Source organism: Pseudoalteromonas sp. APM04 (assembly GCF_022809815.1).
Taxonomy (GTDB): domain Bacteria; phylum Pseudomonadota; class Gammaproteobacteria; order Enterobacterales; family Alteromonadaceae; genus Pseudoalteromonas; species Pseudoalteromonas marina.
Genome location: NZ_CP094441.1, coordinates 3,418,522 through 3,439,302 on the forward strand (window position 1 = coordinate 3,418,522; position 20,781 = coordinate 3,439,302).

Below are 20,781 nucleotides of genomic sequence, written 5' to 3' on the forward strand. Positions count from 1 at the left end.
ACAAGGTATAAATATCGACATGTAGTTGTTCTAAATGAGAAATTCATAACGCTGTTAGCGCTCTATTTAGCACGCTAGAATGATTAAATATTTGAGTCGATTGGTGTTATTCCCAGCACCCAATCAAGCCCTTGTATTGCAGTAGTAGGAAATGCGGTTGCATGGCTCGCCCCTTCAATAACAACACTTTTTAATTGTATGTTGTTACTGTTAAGTGCATTAATTTTTTGTACCAATAGCTTGGCACCCTCAACCATATTTTGCCCTTCACCAAAAGCTGGGACTTCCTTTGCTCCCACCGATATATAAACCTTTGTAGGCACTTTAGGTTTATTTGCTTGTAGCGCTAAGATTGCGTTGCTATCAAACCAAACAGACGGGCTACCAATAATATAATGGCTAAATAAATCGGGTTCTTTAAATAAAACAGTGGCACCAAATAAGCCGCCTAGCGAGTTACCTATGTAGGTTTTTTGTGTATGACTTGCTCGGTAGTTTTGCTCAATATAAGGGAACACGTTGTTTTTAATAAACTGAATATGGCCTTGCGCATTACCTGTTTGTTTTTTCCAATCCTTTGCAAAGGTAGGTGTGTAGTCTCTTATTCGACTAGCTGATCCAATAGACCCTTTTTCATAACCAATGGCGACAATAATTGCTTGCTGCATTTTGCCGCTATTCATAGGAAACCGTGTAGCCCCTGCCACTATAGGGAAGGTATACGGCGCATCGGTTAAATAAATAACTGGATATGTTTTATCTGGCTTATTTTTATATGACTTAGGGAGCTGAATAAAAACAGGGTAAACACGCTTACTAGAAGGTTCAGTTAGCTGAATAACGCTACTTCTAGGAATTTCATATGGCGTATTTGCACTTAATTTAAAACAAGTTAATACACAAAGTAATAATAACAACTTTAAAAAGGAATTAGTTTTCATATTGGGAATCGATTCTTTTTAATTCGCTTCGCACAGGGAGATTTTCGGGTTGGATTAAGTCCCAAACTAAACCTAGCTTTTCTAGCTTTTTAAGTACTAGCCAACCAACATCTAATTGACCTTTTTCTAATGCAAGATTAGCTGAACCAGGAAATGCATGGTGGTTATTATGATAACTTTCCCCCATTGTTAGCAATGCAGCAAAAGGGACATTATAACCTTGAATACACGCTTGGTTTACATGCCAATGCCTTTGACCAATATTATGTGCCAAGTAACCTATCAGCCAATGGCCTATAATTGAGATGCTTACTCTCACGCATATACCCCAAATAACCCAAGATATACCTCCTAGCAACAATAATAAAAACGCTAAAGGTATCTGTTGTAACATCCATGTTTTATCCATCCACCTATACACTCGACTTTCTATTACCTTAGTTTCTATATTAAATGTAGGTGAATTAGTTAATCTAATATCGTAAAAGAGTTGCCAAAAAAAGTCTTTCCACATAGGTTGCTTATGGCCAAAGTAATCATGACACTCAGCTTGGCGCTGCGCCCAGTCGCGCATATCATGGGTTTTAATCATACCAATTGGCCCAGCTAAACCCACAATGACACCTAAGTTTACAAAAAAGTATTCAAGCCAAAGCGGGCATTGATAACTCTTATGTATAAGCCTGCGATGCATACCCAATGAGTGTCCCAAACACAAAATGATACTTGTCGTTGCAATAAATACCAGCAGCGCACTGAATGAAAATGTATACCACCCACCTAAAACGGCAGTTAATAGCATACCGCCAACCCATAACACCTTTATTGGAGATAAAACTACATCCCCGACGCTAGCATTACTTTGCTCACTAGTTATAACTCTTTCATTAATATACATTGCAGCCCTAAGTTGTTTCAGGAATAAATAATTCACTTAAGAGCATATCTGCGGTTTGCCCAATGGCATATTTTTGTATTGGGCCAAAATACCAAGCAGGATCTAAAAATCGATAATAATAAATAGTCAGCATCACTTTTGTATTTTCATTATCTACTTTTATAAACCGGATTTCAGTCCCTTTTAGCTTTAGATAATTACTTATGTAGCTTGTATCTTCTAAAAAGGTGGTACGAATATAGTCATCTTCAACTTGAGTTAACTCAAGTTTCATATGCCCTTTGTGGGTATTTGTTACAAACCAACGATGATAAGTAAAATCAATATTATGTACATCTCCTGCTGATAATGTACCTGCATCTATATTGTTGGGCATAGGGAATAAACTTAACAGCCAATTACGCTCTATATTTAAATGCATTGGCTCAATAAGCTTATTTTTTATTTCTTCTGGGGTGGCGCTGATAACTATATTTTTAGTTATTGAATATTCTCTTTCAAAGCTAGTACTTGGCACTACACCTTCAAATGCGCTTAAAAAAATAACGACAGGTAAGATATGAGCGTAATATGACCCTTTGTTTCTACTCTTTAAATAGCAGGATAGAAGCTGAAATAAGTACATGAGAAATAATATGCCAAAGTAAATTGGCATAAACATGATCACACATACAAAGCCTTCAAACAAAACAACCGACGTGCCAAGCATAACGATTAGCGACCACAAGACTAAGTGTCCGTAATACCTATTTAAGCTTGGTTTTTCAGGTTTTTTAACTATGTATAGTAAAGCAACGGATACAAAAAAAGGGACGCCAACGTAGAGCAAAGCGGTTCGGTCAAAGTTATAAGACATTAGTGCACGAATTAGCAGCGAACAAACACCTATCAATAGTAGGATTGAAATATTTCTGCGCCGTTTACTTATATGACTAGGAGCTTTATTTTTCTGTGTTTTTACCATTACATACCCTGCATATTTTAATTTGCTATGAATACGTAATAATTGGTTTTATACCAATTAAACATGATCCATATGCCATTTTTATATTTCCAAAAAGCCTCTACTTAATGTGACTTGCAACCTATAAAAACCTAAATACACGGTTAAAGCAAGAAATTAAAGACAATAAAAAAGACGCAAATGCGCCTTTTCAAAAATATAATATGCTGATAATTATAAGCAATTACTATAAAACCTTACTTAGAACGATTTCGCCAACCACTCCATGCATCATCTTCTGGGTTAACTTTGTTTTTCTTCTTTTTCTTACCTGTGCCTTCTGGCTTTGCCATTGGCTTGTCGTTTTTAAGCGCATCAGCTGCATCAAGGTTTGCTTGGTTAACTGCAAAACCGGTTACTTCTTCACGCTCTAAGCGAAGTTTGTTTTTCTTTTCGATTATTCTAAAGTGATGAAAGTCTTCATAATCAATCAACGATAACGCTAAGCCAACTTCGCCAGCACGGCCGCTTCGGCCAATACGGTGCATGTAATCGGCGGGGCTACGCGGTAAGTTAAAGTTAATAACAACTGGCAGTTTGGCAATATCTAAACCACGGGCTGCAATATCGGTAGCAATAAGTACTTCTATTTCGCCCGCTTTAAATTTTTCAATTACGCGAGTACGCTCACTTTGGCCTTTATCACCATGAAATACCTGTGCGTTAATACCACGCTTTTCAAGCTTACCCACTAAGTGCTCACAGTCTTTTTTAGCGTTTACAAAAATAAGCGCTTGGCGCCATTTATGCGCTTTAATTAAATGCGCTAAAACCGTAGTTTTTTCGCCTTTATTAACCGTAAATACGCGCTGTACTAAGGTGCTTTCGTCTTTGCTTTGAACCTGTATTTCAACAGGGTTAGTTAACAGCTCTTGCGTTAATAGAGTGACTTGCTCTGGGAAGGTTGCTGAAAACAACATTGTTTGTTTTTTAGCAGGCATTAACGCTAATAACTCAGCAAGTTCTTCGGTAAAGCCAAGGCTTAGCATGCGGTCGGCTTCATCAAGCACTAAGGTCGTTACTTTATCGAGCTTAATCGCATTGCTTGAGATTAAATCGAGTAAACGGCCAGGTGTTGCCACGATAATATCGGCGCCGCCACGTAGAGCCTGCATTTGTGTATTAACCGATACACCACCAAATACCGCCACCGTTTTAATGGCGCCATTAAAGTTAGCAGAATACGATTTAACGCTATCAGCCACCTGCACTGCCAGCTCACGGGTAGGTACCAAAATAAGCCCAGTGACAAAGTTACCTTTGCTCGCTGTTTTTTTAGCGCCTTGCTCTAAAAATAACTTTTGCAACATAGGCAAAGCAAACGTTGCTGTTTTACCTGAGCCAGTATTTGCACCCGCAATTAAATCGCTACCAGCCAGTACACTTGGAATCGCCTTAGCTTGAATTGGCGTAGGTTGGCTATATTCCAAATCGGTTAAACGAGCTTGTAGCTCTGGAATAAGGCCAAGTTCGTTAAAAGTGCTAGGGCTTGTTGCTGAGGTCATGAATATTACGGGCTCATTGCTAAAAATGTAGCCTGTAATTTTAGCGTATTTAGCGCTTATTAAGTAGGGATTAGTGATTTAAATGTTTTCATAGGTAACAGCTGCGTGTTGTAAAGGTAACTGTAAGCGCAGGCTCCTTCTGCGCTTTATTCTTTTACATTACTGCGTTTTGCTTAGCTGCGTTTGTAATCTAGCTTTTGTTTCTTTTAAGTAATGTATATATGGATATGAGTCATCTGCAATTGCTAAAGCAGACTCCATCTGTGCAAGGGCTTGACGAGTATCACCCTGCATTTCATAGCCATAAGATAGGGCAGAAAGCGCATCAACTGATTTTGGATAGTTTTTTATATTGTACTTAAACACCTCTATAGCGCGGGTAAACTGCTTGCTACCCGTTAAGTTATAACCGAGTGATCTAACAGCGCGATCCGATGGCGCAATCTGCTCCCCCCATTGTTGAGATAAGCTTTGATAATAAGCATCAATAGAGGTTACATCGTCAGTTAAAGCACTTATGGGCATTTGTTTAGGCAAAAATAAGTTGTGATAGGCATTAAATGAACCAGCAACCGAAGTCAGGTTATGCGAGACACCATCAAACGCGTCACTAAAGAAGCGTAAATTTGGCAAGCTATTAGATTGCAAAGCTTGCTGAAGTTCATTGTATCGCTCACGCATTATGCCTGCTTCTTCGCCTATATTAATGTAAACATAGTTATTTAGGTCTTTTGATGTATTAATAAACGCCTTAGTTGCTTTTACCGATGCACCATAGTTCCACCAAACCGCTGGGCTATAGGCAATATGCGCTTGGAAAAGATCTGGGTTAGCTTGCATTGTATAAAGTGCAAACACGCCTGCTGCAGAGGCCCCTGCGATCACATTATAATTATGCGTACGATAACTTTTATTAATTAAGAGCATAAGTTCTTGCTCAATAAATGCTAAAAACTTTGCTGCACCACCGCCTTCACCTACCGGGCCTTGTGGCTCTTTATTAACTGTGGGGTATAAATCCCTTAAGCGATTGGTGTTTTCAATAGCGACAATAATAACCTCGGGCGCACGATTATCATTTTGCAAGCGCTCCATCACAGCACTTATAAGCGGTATGTTACCCGCGCCATCAAGGCGATAAATGACCGGATAAACTTTGTTTGGGTTAGCTTGGTAGTTCTTTGGTAGCTGGACTACAACAGTACGCTCTTCGTTTAAAACAGCCGATTTAATAGAGTGCATGAACTGAGAGTAATCTACACTTTGCTGTTTAGTGCCAGATTGTGCAAAGGCATTTTGTGAACTAAAAGCAAAAAAGCTAACAAAACAAATAACGGCTAATAAACGCATTACTAATCCTTTATAAAATAGTGTGTTATTTAATCTAACAGGCTTTGAGGTACAAAAAAAGGCGCATTGAGCGCCTTTTTAGTTTTAACTAACAAACAATAACTTATTGATTTTACTCAACCGTAACCGATTTAGCTAAGTTACGTGGCTGGTCAACGTCAGTACCTTTAATTACCGCTACGTAGTACGACAATAACTGTAATGGCAGTGTGTAAACAATTGGCGCAATAATGTCGTCAGTGTGGTTTACGTTGATTACACGCATTGTGTCGTCTGACTCAAAGTGTGAATCTTTATCTGCGAATACGTAAATAATGCCGCCACGTGCGCGTACTTCTTCTACGTTTGATTTAAGCTTTTCTAATAGCTCATTGTTTGGTGCTACAACAATAATTGGCATGTCAGCATCAATAAGTGCAAGTGGCCCATGTTTTAGCTCGCCCGCTGCGTAGGCTTCTGCGTGAATGTACGAAATCTCTTTAAGTTTAAGCGCACCTTCCATTGCAATTGGGTATTGCGAGCCACGACCTAAAAACAGTGAGTGATGTTTGTCGGCAAATTCTTCTGCAAGATCTGCAATGCCATCAGCAAGCAGTAATGTTTCTTCAAGCTTAGCAGGAAGTACTTTTATAGCATTTACAATGGCACTTTGATCAAGCTGTTTTTCTTGAGCTATAGACGCAGTAAGCATTAACAAACCAACTAATTGTGTTGTAAATGCTTTAGTAGAAGCTACACCAATTTCAGCGCCGGCTTTAGTCATAAAGGCAAGGTCAGATTCGCGAACAAGCGATGAACCCGGTACGTTACAAATGGTCATTGATGCCATGTAACCTTGCTCTTTAGCTAAGCGTAATGCCGCTAGCGTATCGGCTGTTTCACCCGATTGTGAAATAGTCACAAGTAGGCTGTTTTCGTGTACATACGATTGGCGGTATCTAAACTCAGAGGCAATCTCAACATTACAGCTAACGCCAGCAAATTGCTCAAGCCAGTAACGGGCAACCATACCTGAATGGTATGACGTACCACAGGCAATAATTTGTACGTGTTTTACATCTTTAAATATTTGCTGAGCGCTGTCGCCAAAGGCGTCAATTGCTACGCGGTCGTCGTTTAAACGCCCTTCAAGGGTATTGCGTACCGCAAGTGGTTGCTCGTAAATTTCTTTTAGCATGTAGTGGCGGTAGTCGCCTTTGCCTGACGCATCTTGCGTGATATTTGATTCAATAACTTCACGCTCTACAGCGTCGCCATTTTCATCAAAAATTTCAACAGTGTCACGTGTAATGCGGGCTACGTCGCCTTCTTCTAAAAATATGAAACTACGAGTAACAGGTAGTAGTGCTAACTGATCAGAGGCAATAAAGTTTTCGCCAAGGCCTAAACCAATAACAAGCGGGCTACCTGAGCGCGCTACGATGATTTCGTTGTCGTTTGCTTTATCAAATACAACAGTACCAAACGCACCTTCAAATTGCTTAACCGCTGCTTGAACAGATGCAAGTAACGTAGTGTGTTGCTTACGAAGCTTATGAATTAAGTGCACCATTACTTCGGTATCTGTTTCAGATAGGAACTCGTAGCCTTCTTCTTTAAGCGATGCGCGTAGGCTTGCGTGGTTTTCAATAATACCGTTATGCACGAGTGCTAGCTGGTTGTTTGATACGTGCGGGTGAGCGTTTTCTTCAGTAACGCTACCGTGTGTTGCCCAGCGAGTGTGTGCAATACCTGTATGGCCGCTAACGCCTGCTTTCTCAAGTGCAGCTTCTACGTTAACTACTTTACCGACTGCTTTTACAGTATTAAGTGTGTTGCCATCAAGCAATGCTACGCCTGCTGAGTCGTAACCACGGTATTCAAGACGCTTTAGGCCTTCAACTAAAATTTTGTTTACTGGACGTTCTGCAACTGCCCCAACTATTCCACACATAGTGTCTCCATTAATTTTTTAATTCTAGTAACTCACTTTGTAGTTACTAATCAATAATATCTGCACAAATTAGTTTTACACCACACGCCTCAATCGCTTTGCGTTTATCATCTGCTAAGCCACTATCGGTTATTAAAGTGGTTACTATTTTCCACGGTAATTCTAAATTTGGTATTTTTCGGCCAATCTTATCTGATTCAACCATAACGATTACTTCGCGGGCGGCCTTTGCCATAACTTGGCTTAAGCCAACTAACTCATTAAAGGTAGTCGTGCCGCGCTTTACATCTATGCCATCTGCACCAATAAATAGCTGATCAAAGTCATAAGAGCATAATACGTTTTCGGCAACTTGCCCCTGAAACGACTCAGAATGTGGATCCCATGTACCACCGGTCATTAAAAGTGTTGGCTCGTTTTCAAGTGATAGTAAACGGCTCGCCACTTTAATCGCGTTGGTCATTACAACTAACCCTCGCTTATTTGCAAGCTCTGGGATCATAGCGGCCGTAGTGCGCCCGCTATCAATAATAATGCGGTTATGATCTTTTATGAGTGCTGCCGCAGCCTTAGCTATTGCTACTTTGCGTTTAGAGTCTATTTCGTCGGTAACGATTTCTTTAGGCAGTGCAATAGCTCCACCATAACGGCGCAGTAACAAGCCGCTTTTTTCAAGCGCAGTTAAATCCTTTCGAATGGTTACTTCAGATGTTTGAAACTGCTCAGCGAGCTTTTCAACAGCCACTTCACCTAGCTCATTTACCTGAGTAAGTATTAAATGACGGCGTTGCTGTGTGTTTCGTTTAGTCATAAAGCTCGTAAATTAAGTTTCGTTTCGAAAGATATGTAATTCTAAACGAAACTAGTTAAATGGCAAGTGAACGAGCAAAAATAAAGCAGCTTTCAACAAGGAATAATAAAGGTAAAATAGCGCTAGGATCAGTTAATCAATCAAAGAAGCCTTAATGCAGTCATTTAACAGCTTAGATAAAACGCTATTAGCGCTACGAAAGCAAACTGGCGAAATATGCCGACTCTTTAATAAAAGCCCGAGTAAAGGCAATTTAAAACGCATTAAAGAGCTCTTCGCTCAATCCGGTGAAGGGGTAATTATAGAATCAGGTTTTCATTGCGATTATGGTAATCAAATAACTATTGGTGATCGTAGCTTCATAAACATTAACTGTACGGTATTAGATGCTCCAATTAGTGAGGGGGCAATTACCATCGGTGATGACTGCTTAATAGGCCCCAATGTTCAATTACTAGCGGTATCCCATGCTGTTAACCCTACACTGCGACTCAATAAAGAAAACTTTGCATCCCCCATCACAGTGGGTAATAACGTGTGGATTGGCGCGGGAGTTATTGTATTAGCTGGCGTTACCATTGGCGATAATGCTGTTATTGGTGCGGGATCGGTAGTAACTAAAAATGTAGAGGCGGATACTGTTGTTGCTGGTAACCCTGCTCATGAAATAAGAACACTATAATTATAATCAATGTTTTTTAGTGTCGGGTGTCGCTTTGCTCGCCCGACCTAGGTGTTGAAGGTTCGTTTTTTAAACCCCAGACAGCAAATAAACGTCACATTGCTGCAACGGGTTTTTCTTATTTGAAGTCGGTGCGCTACTAATAACCAAAACGCTGTCCACAAAGAGGCGCTTCGCTCAACAGACGCTACGCTTTATAGAAGATAATATTGAATATCACTTTCCTGCAGACGTAAAAAAGCCCGACTATTGCTAGTCGGGCTTTGTACAATTTGAAGCCTGTTAATGTCGTGGTGCCCAAAGCGGTAGAGAGTCACATAGCAAATGGGATACTATCATTGGTCGGGGTTCGCCTTCGAACTGTTTTGTTTGATGTATAGGAATACAAATACTGAGTTCGGCAGGGCCTCTAGGCTATTTTACTAAACCCCAGATAGCAAAAAACCCGTCACATTGCTGTAACGGGTTTTTCTTATTTGAAGCCTGGTAATGTCCTACTTTCACATAGCAAATGCTACACTATCATCGGCGCTGTTTCGTTTCACTACTGAGTTCGGCATGGAGTCAGGTGGGTCCAAAACGCTATTGTCACCAAGCAAATTTGGGCGTTAATCCGTATTTCTACGCACTAACTGAATTTGGAAAATATCTGATAATATTTTTTAAGTCTTTCTGTCAGTAATATCTACTTTAGTTATTAACTTCTGTCTTAACTGTCACACAAAACGCGTTTGGCGTTGTATGGTTAAGCCTCACGGGTAATTAGTACAAGTTAGCTTAATGGCTCACACCACTTCCACATCTTGCCTATCAACGTTGTAGTCTTCAACGGCCCTTCAGAGACTTTAAAAGTCTAGTGAGAACTCATCTCGAGGCCTGCTTCGCGCTTAGATGCTTTCAGCGCTTATCAGTTCCGAACGTAGCTACCGGGCAATGCCATTGGCATGACAACCCGAACACCAGCGGTTCGTTCACTCCGGTCCTCTCGTACTAGGAGCAACCCCTCTCAATTCTCAAACGCCCACGGCAGATAGGGACCGAACTGTCTCACGACGTTCTAAACCCAGCTCGCGTACCACTTTAAATGGCGAACAGCCATACCCTTGGGACCGACTTCAGCCCCAGGATGTGATGAGCCGACATCGAGGTGCCAAACACCGCCGTCGATATGAACTCTTGGGCGGTATCAGCCTGTTATCCCCGGAGTACCTTTTATCCGTTGAGCGATGGCCCTTCCATTCAGAACCACCGGATCACTATGACCTACTTTCGTACCTGCTCGACGTGTCTGTCTCGCAGTTAAGCTGGCTTCTACCATTACACTAACCGTACGATGTCCGACCGTACTTAGCCAACCTTCGTGCTCCTCCGTTACTCTTTGGGAGGAGACCGCCCCAGTCAAACTACCCACCAGGCACTGTCCGTAACCCCGATTCAGGGGCCAACGTTAGAACATCAAAACTACAAGGGTGGTATTTCAAGGACGACTCCAACAAGACTAGCGTCTCATCTTCAAAGTCTCCCACCTATCCTACACATGTAGGTTCAATGTTCAGTGCCAAGCTGTAGTAAAGGTTCACGGGGTCTTTCCGTCTAGCCGCGGGTACACAGCATCTTCACTGCGATTTCAATTTCACTGAGTCTCGGGTGGAGACAGCGTGGCCATGGTTACACCATTCGTGCAGGTCGGAACTTACCCGACAAGGAATTTCGCTACCTTAGGACCGTTATAGTTACGGCCGCCGTTTACCGGGGCTTCGATCAAGAGCTTCTCCGAAGATAACCCCATCAATTAACCTTCCGGCACCGGGCAGGTGTCACACCGTATACGTCATCTTGCGATTTTGCACAGTGCTGTGTTTTTAATAAACAGTCCCAGCCACCTGGTCACTGCGGCTCCCGTCCGCTTAGAGAGCAAGTCTCATCACAGATAGGAGCGTACCTTCTCCCGAAGTTACGGTACGATTTTGCCTAGTTCCTTCACCCGAGTTCTCTCAAGCGCCTTAGTATTCTCTACCTGACCACCTGTGTCGGTTTGGGGTACGATTCGGTATAATCTGAAGCTTAGAGGCTTTTCCTGGAAGTATGGCATCAGCAACTTCATCACCGTAGTGACTCGTCTCGTGTCTCAGGTTTAATGTTCGTCCGGATTTACCTAAACAAACGCCCTACTCACTTTCACATGGACAACCATCGCCATGCTTGCTTAGCCTTCTCCGTCCCCCCATCGCAATTATACCAAGTACGGAAATATTAATCCGTTTCCCATCGACTACGCCTTTCGGCCTCGCCTTAGGGGTCGACTTACCCTACCCTGATTAACATGGGATAGGAACCCTTGGTCTTCCGGCGTGCGGGTTTTTCACCCGCATTATCGTTACTCATGTCAGCATTCGCACTTCTGATACGTCCAGCATACCTCCCGGTACACCTTCAACCGCTTACAGAACGCTCCCCTACCACTCATACAAAGTATGAATCCGCAGCTTCGGTGCATAGTTTAGCCCCGTTACATCTTCCGCGCAGACCGACTCGACCAGTGAGCTATTACGCTTTCTTTAAAGGATGGCTGCTTCTAAGCCAACCTCCTGGCTGTCTGGGCCTTTCCACATCGTTTCCCACTTAACTATGACTTTGGGACCTTAGCTGGCGGTCTGGGTTGTTTCCCTCTTCACGACGGACGTTAGCACCCGCCGTGTGTCTCCCGGATATTACTTTACGGTATTCGGAGTTTGCAAAGGGTTGGTAAGTCGGGATGACCCCCTAGCCTTAACAGTGCTCTACCCCCGTAAGTATTCGTCCGAGGCTCTACCTAAATAGATTTCGGGGAGAACCAGCTATCTCCCGGTTTGATTAGCCTTTCACTCCTAGCCACAGGTCATCCCCTAACTTTTCAACGTTAGTGGGTTCGGTCCTCCAGTTGATGTTACTCAACCTTCAACCTGCCCATGGCTAGATCACCGGGTTTCGGGTCTATACCTTGCAACTATTCGCCCAGTTAAGACTCGGTTTCCCTACGGCTACCCTAATCGGTTAACCTCGCTACAAAATATAAGTCGCTGACCCATTATACAAAAGGTACGCAGTCACAGAACAAGTCTGCTCCTACTGCTTGTACGTACACGGTTTCAGGTTCTATTTCACTCCCCTCACAGGGGTTCTTTTCGCCTTTCCCTCACGGTACTGGTTCACTATCGGTCAGTTGGGAGTATTTAGCCTTAGATGATGGTCCACCTATATTCAGTCAAAGTTTCACGTGCTCCGACCTACTCGATTTCACTTAAAATGTCTTTTCATGTACGGGACTATCACCCTGTATCGTGGCACTTTCCAGAGCCTTCCATTAACACATAATAAGCTTAAGGGCTGTTCCGATTTCGCTCGCCGCTACTTTCGGAATCTCGGTTGATTTCTTTTCCTACGGGTACTTAGATGTTTCAGTTCTCCGCGTTCGCCTCGTTAACCTATGTATTCAGTTAACGATACCTGCAAGCAGGTGGGTTTCCCCATTCGGAAATCCTAGTCTCAAGTGCTTTTTACTAGCTTGACTAGGCTTATCGCAAGTTAATACGTCCTTCATCGCCTCCAACTGCCAAGGCATCCACCGTGTACGCTTAGTCACTTAACCATACAACCCAAACGGGTCTTTGTTTTGTGACAGTTTAACTTCGCCAGAAGTTAATATTGAATACTAAAGTAGATACCAATCAATCGACTCATAAGAGTGATTAAATGGCACTGAATGATACTGCTATCATTCTTTTTTACTTTTGAAAACTCTGTACAAATACATTGTATTCATACGAATTTTATTATCAGCTTTTCCAAATTTTTAAAGAGCATATTAATTAACTAAGCCAGTGGCTTAACTAATTAACAATCATCTGTGTGGACACTACGAACAAATAAGTTCTAAATCGTATAAGGAGGTGATCCAGCCCCAGGTTCCCCTAGGGCTACCTTGTTACGACTTCACCCCAGTCATGAATCACTCCGTGGTAAACGTCCTCCCGAGGGTTAGACTATCTACTTCTGGAGCAACCCACTCCCATGGTGTGACGGGCGGTGTGTACAAGGCCCGGGAACGTATTCACCGCGTCATTCTGATACGCGATTACTAGCGATTCCGACTTCATGGAGTCGAGTTGCAGACTCCAATCCGGACTACGACGCACTTTAAGTGATTCGCTTACCTTCGCAGGTTCGCAGCACTCTGTATGCGCCATTGTAGCACGTGTGTAGCCCTACACGTAAGGGCCATGATGACTTGACGTCGTCCCCACCTTCCTCCGGTTTATCACCGGCAGTCTCCTTAGAGTTCTCAGCATTACCTGCTAGCAACTAAGGATAGGGGTTGCGCTCGTTGCGGGACTTAACCCAACATCTCACAACACGAGCTGACGACAGCCATGCAGCACCTGTATCAGAGTTCCCGAAGGCACCAATCTATCTCTAGAAAGTTCTCTGTATGTCAAGTGTAGGTAAGGTTCTTCGCGTTGCATCGAATTAAACCACATGCTCCACCGCTTGTGCGGGCCCCCGTCAATTCATTTGAGTTTTAACCTTGCGGCCGTACTCCCCAGGCGGTCTACTTAATGCGTTAGCTTTGAAAAACAGAACCGAGGTTCCGAGCTTCTAGTAGACATCGTTTACGGCGTGGACTACCGGGGTATCTAATCCCGTTTGCTCCCCACGCTTTCGTACATGAGCGTCAGTGTTGACCCAGGTGGCTGCCTTCGCCATCGGTATTCCTTCAGATCTCTACGCATTTCACCGCTACACCTGAAATTCTACCACCCTCTATCACACTCTAGTTTGCCAGTTCGAAATGCAGTTCCCAGGTTGAGCCCGGGGCTTTCACATCTCGCTTAACAAACCGCCTGCGTACGCTTTACGCCCAGTAATTCCGATTAACGCTCGCACCCTCCGTATTACCGCGGCTGCTGGCACGGAGTTAGCCGGTGCTTCTTCTGTCAGTAACGTCACAGATATGAGGTATTAACTCACACCCTTTCCTCCTGACTGAAAGTGCTTTACAACCCGAAGGCCTTCTTCACACACGCGGCATGGCTGCATCAGGCTTTCGCCCATTGTGCAATATTCCCCACTGCTGCCTCCCGTAGGAGTCTGGACCGTGTCTCAGTTCCAGTGTGGCTGATCATCCTCTCAAACCAGCTAGGGATCGTTGCCTTGGTGAGCCATTACCTCACCAACTAGCTAATCCCACTTGGGCCAATCTAAAGGCGAGAGCCGAAGCCCCCTTTGGTCCGTAGACATTATGCGGTATTAGCAGTCGTTTCCAACTGTTGTCCCCCACCTCAAGGCATGTTCCCAAGCATTACTCACCCGTCCGCCGCTCGTCAGCAAAGTAGCAAGCTACTTTCTGTTACCGCTCGACTTGCATGTGTTAGGCCTGCCGCCAGCGTTCAATCTGAGCCATGATCAAACTCTTCAATTAAAAAGTTTTGTGTCTTTCGACAGCTCAATGAATTCTGAATTTATTTAATATCTTTCGATATTGAATTGACTGTGCTGCAATTCTTTCCTTAAGTAAAACCTAAGTAAGTTATTGCTGTTGGTCACTCAGTTTCAATTGAGACTCTAATTTGTTTGCCTCACTACCTTAGTAGCTTGGCTGTTAGAACTCAATCTGTACGAGTGCCCACACAGATGATTGCTTTATATTGTTAAAGAACGTTGCGACGTTGTCGCTAGGGATGCGTATAATACATCCTTTATTTTTCGAGTCAACACTTTGTTTTAAACTTTCTTTCGATGATTTAAAACCAAAGTTTTATTTAACTCTCTGATTAACTCTTGCCTCGCTATGCGTTGGCGCCTGCCGTCTCAGTGGGGTCGCATTATAGGGATATTCGAGTGGGGGTCAACGTTTAATTCATGCTTTTTTGAATAAAAATACTTTTAGTACGAAAGGTATACAAATAAAGGGGTGGAGGGCGCTTTTAGCTTAAAAAACATGCATTTTTAATCTCTACTTAAATGCTAATACTCTATCAATATAAAAAGCGGAAAATAAAGCATGATATTTTCCGCTTTTTACAGAGTGGTTAATTAGCTGAAACTTCCCATACTGCGATAGAACCAGATATCTCATTACCTATGATAAGTAGCGGTTCGCCAGTTGCACTTTGTTCGCGTGGTATGAATGTCATTCCTTCTGGTGCTAGATCACCGGTAATTTCTGCACCAGCTATTAAACCTCGGTTATAAAAGTAGTCTTCAAACTGCACATCATATGGGTTAGTAATATCGTAAATCATGATCCCCCCCATACGCTCGAGTCCAATAAATGCAAAGGTGCGTTCGCCAATTGTACCTATAGTTAGCGCTTCGGGTTCTGCGCCTTTATCGTCTGAGCGTGTATCGCCTTTATTTTCATCTTCATTATTATTAAACGCCTCGCCATGAACTGATGCGGTAATACGGCCTATATCGTCTCCAGAATCAAACACCACCAGCCCATTGCTGTCCCAAATGGTAAACGAACGTGCGCCATAGGCATAAAGCGATTCGTATTGACCATCGTTATTAGTATCACCTTTGACCGTTGTCACTTTTAAACGGCCGATGTCGTTATCGTCGTTATTTAAGTAATCAAAATTAGCAGCAAGCGTTAGGTCTTCGACGCGGCTTTCATCTATGTAAGCAAGACAACCATCGTCTTCATCGAAATCTACGCCGCCTTTAGCTATGCAATCTGCCTCATTGGTTGTATCAAAAAAGTATTCGCGTACATCACCTTCATTAGCCGACACTATAAAGTTTGCACCTTTCCAGCTAAAGCTTGAAATTGTGTCTGGCTGATACATGCCATATAAGCCAGGGTATGATTTAAAATTAACACCGCCGTCTTTATCTGATGCGTCTATTTGCAAGCTAGACCAGTCTTTAAACCCTAACCCTTTTAACTCAAGAGAGTTATCTTCTAAATTAACGATGGCTAGTGCGTTATTTTCTTGAATCGATACGTAGGCATATTTGTTATCTTTAGAAATGCTGACGTACTCTGGTTCTAAGTCCATAGCTACGGTGGTATTGATTAAATTACCATTTATGGTGCGCCCTGCTGGATTAGCAAATACCAGTCCGAGTGCTTCAAGTTCAGATTGCTTATCGTTGTATGCTGTAAAATCAATATTGGTAGCATTGTCGGCAATTACACCATCATTAACATTGATAATGCTGATAGAACCCTGTGGATCAATACTATAGTCGCCGTTAGGTTCCCCTTCGTTGGCAACAACTACTTTTGCTCCATCATGGCTAAATGTAACCATATCGGGTAAAAAACCAGCAGTTACATTTTTTATAAATATTGGTGTATCGCCGCTTATGTCGTAAAAGGCAACTTGACCTGCCTCTCCAACACTTTTAGCAGCCATTGCTACAGCAAGTAACTGGTTATTTTCATCTATTGCTATGCTGTTTGCGTCACCGGAGGTGTTGTCGTTTAAGGTAAGTGTAATTGCCGTACCTAAGTTGGTTGTATTTACAATGCCTTCGTTGTCTTGCACTAGAGCAGCTGTATCGAATGTGTCTGCAGGAATAATATTTACAACCGCAGCATCCCCCGAGCTATTAATAGCGTAAATCCATTTTTTTGATGCTTGATAAGCAACTATTTCGGCAGCACCTTCAGGGCTTTGCGCATTGAGTACTGCTCGTCCTATTAGGTTAATAGTTAAAGCCGAATTTGCATTAGTGCCGTTAATTCCATTTTCACCTGCTGTACCTTGCTCGCCTTGAGCTCCTTGTGCGCCATTTTGACCATCATCGCCATCTAATGAGCAACCAGTCAGCATAGATAAAAGTGAAAGCGCTATTATTGATTTTTTTAACATTGTTCTTTTCCTTAGTGTGGTATTAGGTAAATATCAACACAGAGGTATTACAAAGTTATGGCATTTTTAATACGGCTTTTTTACTTTAAAAAGCCAACTGATAGGCTAACGGTAAGGTAAGCAACATACCCAATACATAACCCGTTTTTTTAAGCGCTGGCGAATAGTTGTTTTTTATTTTAAGACCTAGCAAGGGCCTAATAATATCAATGCGCATTACCACTAATGTAATAGCTGCGCACGCCCCCCAAGTGCACACAATAATTAAAAATAACTCAACCATAAGACCAAGGTTAAAAGGTTGTAGCACAAAGCATAAAATAATTAATACACTTTGATGCAATACATAAAAGGGAAACACCCAGCTATTTAGTGTGTTTAAGTAAGCAGCTTTAAAATTTAAAAAACGCTGCGCTAAGGTAAGCATGGTAAGTACACCAACTACTCTTTGAGTATTGTATATTGCAGTCCACACATAGTTTGGTAAATCCAGTTCATTTTGATACGCCAAAGCAATACACACATACAATAGAGTAAAGCTTGCACACAATAGCCAAAGGTATCGATTTAAACTTTTCCAAAAATAAGTGTTTTTAGCTAACAAGTAGCCTGTAAATAAAAATATAAAGCCGCTTACTTCGCGTATTGCATCACCTTTTAAACAATTATTAGCAAGCAACATGGCTATTACCAATAGGCCTGTAAGCATAGAAAATGATAGGTTTACTTTAATCGTATTTAATAAAGAAGAAAAAATAGAAAGCTTTGCTACTAATGAGTATATAAAAACAATAAGCATAAACTGCCACAAAGAGCGTAAATACCATAAATGATTTACATCAACATGCGGCCATACTCCAGATTGGTAATTAACAAATATGCTATTACTAGTATCTAAAAACGCTAAATAGAACTGCCAATACGTTATATCTATAACGCCTTGTTGATGCATTTCGGCATAAAGCTGTATAGGTACAACTAACCATAACCCCACCAGCAGGGGGAGTAATATGAAAATAGAACGCTTTAAAACAAATAAGGCACATAATTTATAGCCACTTACTTTATCAAGCATAAAACGAAGTGCTACCCCTGATATAAACCAAATTAGCAGCATTCTCCAAGGGGAAAACAGCAACATAAAATACTCTACGTGTTCAGACGTATAATTACTTTTAAAATGAAACCCCCAATTTTGGCTATACAACATACCTATGTGATAAAAAATGAGAGTTGCAAATGCAATTACTCTTAGCCAATCAATAAAGTAATGGCGAGAGTGTGTAGATTGTATTGCGTTTAATTGAGTACTCATACGTTAACCATGTGTTTGTGATACCGGTAGTTAACTTAAAATTACTCGCAAAAACTATACATAAGTGCTTATATTACAAGCAATAGTGATAAAAGGTGGTATACAGGGATAACTGTCGCCTACAAATATAAAAGCATACATAATGAACCTTCAACACTTTCAACGTTTTCAAACTTTTTATGCCGCGTTACTTTTGTTTAGCTACGTTGTAATAAATAATACGGTTAATGCGACAACTCAAATAATGGAGGCGCAAAGAGACGGCGCACTTCCTTTTTTAATATGGGAGCCGTTTGTATGGGAATATTCCAGTGCGTTTAGCACGTTACTTATATTTCCGGCTGTAGTATGGCTATTAAAAAAAGTACCTTTTAATTGGCATAATATTGCGCTTTCGCTGTGTACTTACTTTGTAGCGTCTATTATTTTCAGCGTACTCCATATTAGTGTAATGGTTGGAGGGCGTAAGCTCGTTTATTGGTTGAACGAACTTCACTACAACTTTGGCCTCAGCTGGTTTGAATTTTTATATGAATACCAAAAAGATGCGATAAGCTTTTTATTCTTTATCACCCTTATTAAAGTTTATCAGTATATTGTTAAACAGTTGTTGGGAGAGGCCTCGTCTATTGATGAAGGTGCGCAACACATTACTGACACTATAAATCGCTTATTAGTTAAAAAGCGGGGTAAAGAGTTTATTATAAAAATTGACGACGTGGATTGGCTAGAATCTTCAGGTAATTATGTAAACTTACACATTGGCACGTCCATTTACCCTTTAAGAGTGACGCTCACTGAATTAAGTAAACAACTAGAAGTACAGGGCTTTTGTAGGATTCACCGAAGTCATGGCGTAAAACTCGATAAAGTAGAATGTATTACACCACTCCCCAGCGGCGACAGCGAAATAAAACTAACTACAGGTAAAGTGCTTAACCTTTCTAGGCGTTATAAAGAGCAATTTAAACTTAAGCTGCAATAAAAAAGGCTACCTAAGTAGCCTTTAATTATTATTTTTTAACTGGTCGTTTCCAACCGGTTAAGTTGCGTTGCTTTGAACGTGCTATTGCCAGTTGCTCGTCTTCAACAGTGCTAGTGATCACAGAGCCTGCTCCCACAGTTGCAGTAGAACCAATATTTACAGGAGCAACAAGTGATGAGTTAGAGCCTATAAAAGCGTTATCACCAATAATGGTTTTTGCTTTATTAACACCATCGTAGTTACAAGTAATAGTGCCTGCGCCAATATTCACCTTTTCGCCAATTTCAGCATCACCTAAGTAACTTAAGTGATTAGCTTTAGAGCCTTTACCTAAACGCGTTTTTTTCATCTCAACAAAGTTACCAATGTGAGAGTCTTCTTCCATTACCGCACCTGGCCGAAGGCGAGCGTATGGGCCAAGGGTACATTTAGCCGCTACGCTTGCATCTTCAATAAGGGTATTCGCTTTTATTACAACGTTATCGCCTATGGTACAGTTTTTAAGTACACAGTTAGGACCTATTTGTACGTTATTACCAAGGGTTACATTACCCTCAAAAATAACGTTTATATCAATTAATACATCTTCGCCTGTTTTAACATTGCCACGTACATCAATACGGGCAGGGTCGGCGAGGGTAGCACCATTTAACATTAACTCTTCTGCTTGCCATGCTTGGTAAGCGCGCTCTAACCCTGCTAGTTGTACGCGGTTGTTTGCACCTTCAACTTCCATTGCATGATCTGGTTGAGCCGATGTAATTTCTACACCTTCATTGTGCGCCATTGCCACTATATCAGTTAGGTAGTATTCGCCTTGCGCATTATTGTTAGATAAGTTGCCTAACCAGGTTTTTAACAGTTTGCCATTAACCGCCATAATACCGGTGTTTACTTCGTTAATTAATAACTGCTCAGCGCTTGCATCTTTTTGCTCAATAATACCGACAAGTTTGCCATCTTCTCGTAGCATACGACCGTAGCCATTTGGATTAACCAAGTTAACGGTTAATACCGCTAGCCCATTTTTAGGAGTTGCAGCTAATAAGCGCTCAAGCGTTGATTGCTTAGTTAAAGGAACATCGCCGTATAAAACCAATACAGTATCGTCATCGTTAATATGAGGGTTTGCTTGTGCTACTGCATGGCCAGTACCAAGTTGCTCTGCTTGCAGTACCCAATTAACATCGTTATCGGCAAGTTGTTGTTGTAATAGTTCGCCGCCGTGTCCGTAAACTAAATTAGTGGTTGTTGCACCCAGTACCTTTGCGTTATCAATAACATGCTGCACCATAGGTTTACCTGCCACTTTATGCAGTACTTTTGGTAGAGCAGAGCGCATACGAGTACCTTTACCCGCAGCAAGAATTACAGTAGTTAGAGCCATTAAAACAATTTCCTTTTTCCGTTGTTTTAGTTAACAAGTCTGTTTATGCAGAAGATTACGTAAGTCACGCCCTGTGCAAATACTCAGTAAACTAATTTGCTAGTACTGA

The 20,781-nt window shown here is 41.8% G+C and carries 12 protein-coding genes and 3 rRNA genes; 2 read left to right on the top strand and 13 right to left on the bottom strand.

Features of this window, described 5'->3' with window-relative positions:
• Positions 1-83: 83 nt before the first annotated feature.
• From MTP24_RS15790 to MTP24_RS15820, 7 genes are all read right to left on the bottom strand, one after another.
• A complete protein-coding gene (locus MTP24_RS15790) occupies positions 84-941 on the bottom strand; it encodes an alpha/beta hydrolase-fold protein (protein ID WP_243532133.1) in 858 nt (285 codons plus the stop codon).
• Entirely contained in the window at positions 931-1,839 is a 909-nt protein-coding gene (locus MTP24_RS15795; RefSeq protein ID WP_243532135.1) for an acyl-CoA desaturase, read from the bottom strand. The genes MTP24_RS15790 and MTP24_RS15795 overlap by 11 nt, the downstream gene beginning before the upstream one ends.
• Positions 1,840-1,846: 7 nt before the next feature.
• Entirely contained in the window at positions 1,847-2,695 is an 849-nt protein-coding gene (locus MTP24_RS15800; protein WP_243532137.1) for a hypothetical protein, read from the bottom strand.
• A gap of 344 nt (positions 2,696-3,039) precedes the next feature.
• The gene (locus tag MTP24_RS15805; protein WP_243532139.1) at positions 3,040-4,347 is read right to left on the bottom strand and encodes a DEAD/DEAH box helicase; all 1,308 of its coding nucleotides are present in this window, start codon (positions 4,345-4,347) and stop codon (positions 3,040-3,042) included.
• A gap of 159 nt (positions 4,348-4,506) precedes the next feature.
• Positions 4,507-5,697 (bottom strand): alpha/beta hydrolase-fold protein, encoded by a 1,191-nt coding sequence (locus MTP24_RS15810; protein ID WP_243532141.1) that lies wholly within the window; start codon positions 5,695-5,697, stop codon positions 4,507-4,509.
• Between the two features lie 112 nt (positions 5,698-5,809).
• A complete protein-coding gene (gene glmS / locus MTP24_RS15815) occupies positions 5,810-7,630 on the bottom strand; it encodes a glutamine--fructose-6-phosphate transaminase (isomerizing) (protein WP_243532143.1) in 1,821 nt (606 codons plus the stop codon).
• A 46-nt stretch (positions 7,631-7,676) separates the two neighbouring features.
• Positions 7,677-8,441, bottom strand: coding sequence for a DeoR family transcriptional regulator (locus MTP24_RS15820; protein ID WP_243532145.1), 765 nt, complete (start codon positions 8,439-8,441; stop codon positions 7,677-7,679).
• A 154-nt stretch (positions 8,442-8,595) separates the two neighbouring features.
• On the opposite strand from MTP24_RS15820, the gene MTP24_RS15825 reads away from it, so the two are divergent.
• Entirely contained in the window at positions 8,596-9,123 is a 528-nt protein-coding gene (locus MTP24_RS15825; RefSeq protein WP_243532147.1) for a sugar O-acetyltransferase, read from the top strand.
• A gap of 481 nt (positions 9,124-9,604) precedes the next feature.
• Here the strand turns inward: MTP24_RS15825 and rrf are convergent.
• The 5 genes from rrf to MTP24_RS15850 form a co-directional block, all read right to left on the bottom strand.
• Positions 9,605-9,719 (bottom strand): 5S ribosomal RNA (gene rrf / locus MTP24_RS15830).
• Between the two features lie 145 nt (positions 9,720-9,864).
• Positions 9,865-12,751, bottom strand: a 23S ribosomal RNA gene (locus MTP24_RS15835).
• A gap of 294 nt (positions 12,752-13,045) precedes the next feature.
• Positions 13,046-14,581 (bottom strand): 16S ribosomal RNA (locus tag MTP24_RS15840).
• Together the 16S, 23S and 5S rRNA genes form the textbook arrangement of a ribosomal RNA operon.
• Positions 14,582-15,191: 610 nt before the next feature.
• Positions 15,192-16,985, bottom strand: a complete 1,794-nt coding sequence (locus tag MTP24_RS15845; RefSeq protein ID WP_243532149.1) for a choice-of-anchor I family protein — start codon at positions 16,983-16,985, stop codon at positions 15,192-15,194.
• Between the two features lie 85 nt (positions 16,986-17,070).
• Positions 17,071-18,300: an acyltransferase family protein gene (locus MTP24_RS15850; protein ID WP_243532151.1), complete on the bottom strand. Its 1,230-nt coding sequence runs from the start codon at positions 18,298-18,300 to the stop codon at positions 17,071-17,073.
• A 142-nt stretch (positions 18,301-18,442) separates the two neighbouring features.
• On the opposite strand from MTP24_RS15850, the gene MTP24_RS15855 reads away from it, so the two are divergent.
• The gene (locus MTP24_RS15855) at positions 18,443-19,285 is read left to right on the top strand and encodes a LytTR family DNA-binding domain-containing protein (RefSeq protein ID WP_243532153.1); all 843 of its coding nucleotides are present in this window, start codon (positions 18,443-18,445) and stop codon (positions 19,283-19,285) included.
• A 28-nt stretch (positions 19,286-19,313) separates the two neighbouring features.
• Here the strand turns inward: MTP24_RS15855 and glmU are convergent, their stop codons facing one another.
• Positions 19,314-20,672 carry a bifunctional UDP-N-acetylglucosamine diphosphorylase/glucosamine-1-phosphate N-acetyltransferase GlmU gene (glmU, locus tag MTP24_RS15860; protein ID WP_243532155.1) on the bottom strand — a complete coding sequence of 453 codons (1,359 nt, stop codon included), beginning with the start codon at positions 20,670-20,672 and terminating at the stop codon, positions 19,314-19,316.
• Positions 20,673-20,781: the final 109 nt, after the last annotated feature.

Coding starts and splice junctions, on each gene's coding strand:
- MTP24_RS15825 (WP_243532147.1), top strand. CDS start 8,596: ATGCAGTCATTTAACAGCTTAGATAAAACGCTATTAGCGCTACGAAAG.
- glmS (WP_243532143.1), bottom strand. CDS start 7,630: ATGTGTGGAATAGTTGGGGCAGTTGCAGAACGTCCAGTAAACAAAATT.
- MTP24_RS15850 (WP_243532151.1), bottom strand. CDS start 18,300: ATGAGTACTCAATTAAACGCAATACAATCTACACACTCTCGCCATTAC.
- MTP24_RS15805 (WP_243532139.1), bottom strand. CDS start 4,347: ATGACCTCAGCAACAAGCCCTAGCACTTTTAACGAACTTGGCCTTATT.
- glmU (WP_243532155.1), bottom strand. CDS start 20,672: ATGGCTCTAACTACTGTAATTCTTGCTGCGGGTAAAGGTACTCGTATG.
- MTP24_RS15790 (WP_243532133.1), bottom strand. CDS start 941: ATGAAAACTAATTCCTTTTTAAAGTTGTTATTATTACTTTGTGTATTA.
- MTP24_RS15810 (WP_243532141.1), bottom strand. CDS start 5,697: ATGCGTTTATTAGCCGTTATTTGTTTTGTTAGCTTTTTTGCTTTTAGT.
- MTP24_RS15795 (WP_243532135.1), bottom strand. CDS start 1,839: ATGTATATTAATGAAAGAGTTATAACTAGTGAGCAAAGTAATGCTAGC.
- MTP24_RS15855 (WP_243532153.1), top strand. CDS start 18,443: ATGAACCTTCAACACTTTCAACGTTTTCAAACTTTTTATGCCGCGTTA.
- MTP24_RS15845 (WP_243532149.1), bottom strand. CDS start 16,985: ATGTTAAAAAAATCAATAATAGCGCTTTCACTTTTATCTATGCTGACT.
- MTP24_RS15800 (WP_243532137.1), bottom strand. CDS start 2,695: ATGTCTTATAACTTTGACCGAACCGCTTTGCTCTACGTTGGCGTCCCT.
- MTP24_RS15820 (WP_243532145.1), bottom strand. CDS start 8,441: ATGACTAAACGAAACACACAGCAACGCCGTCATTTAATACTTACTCAG.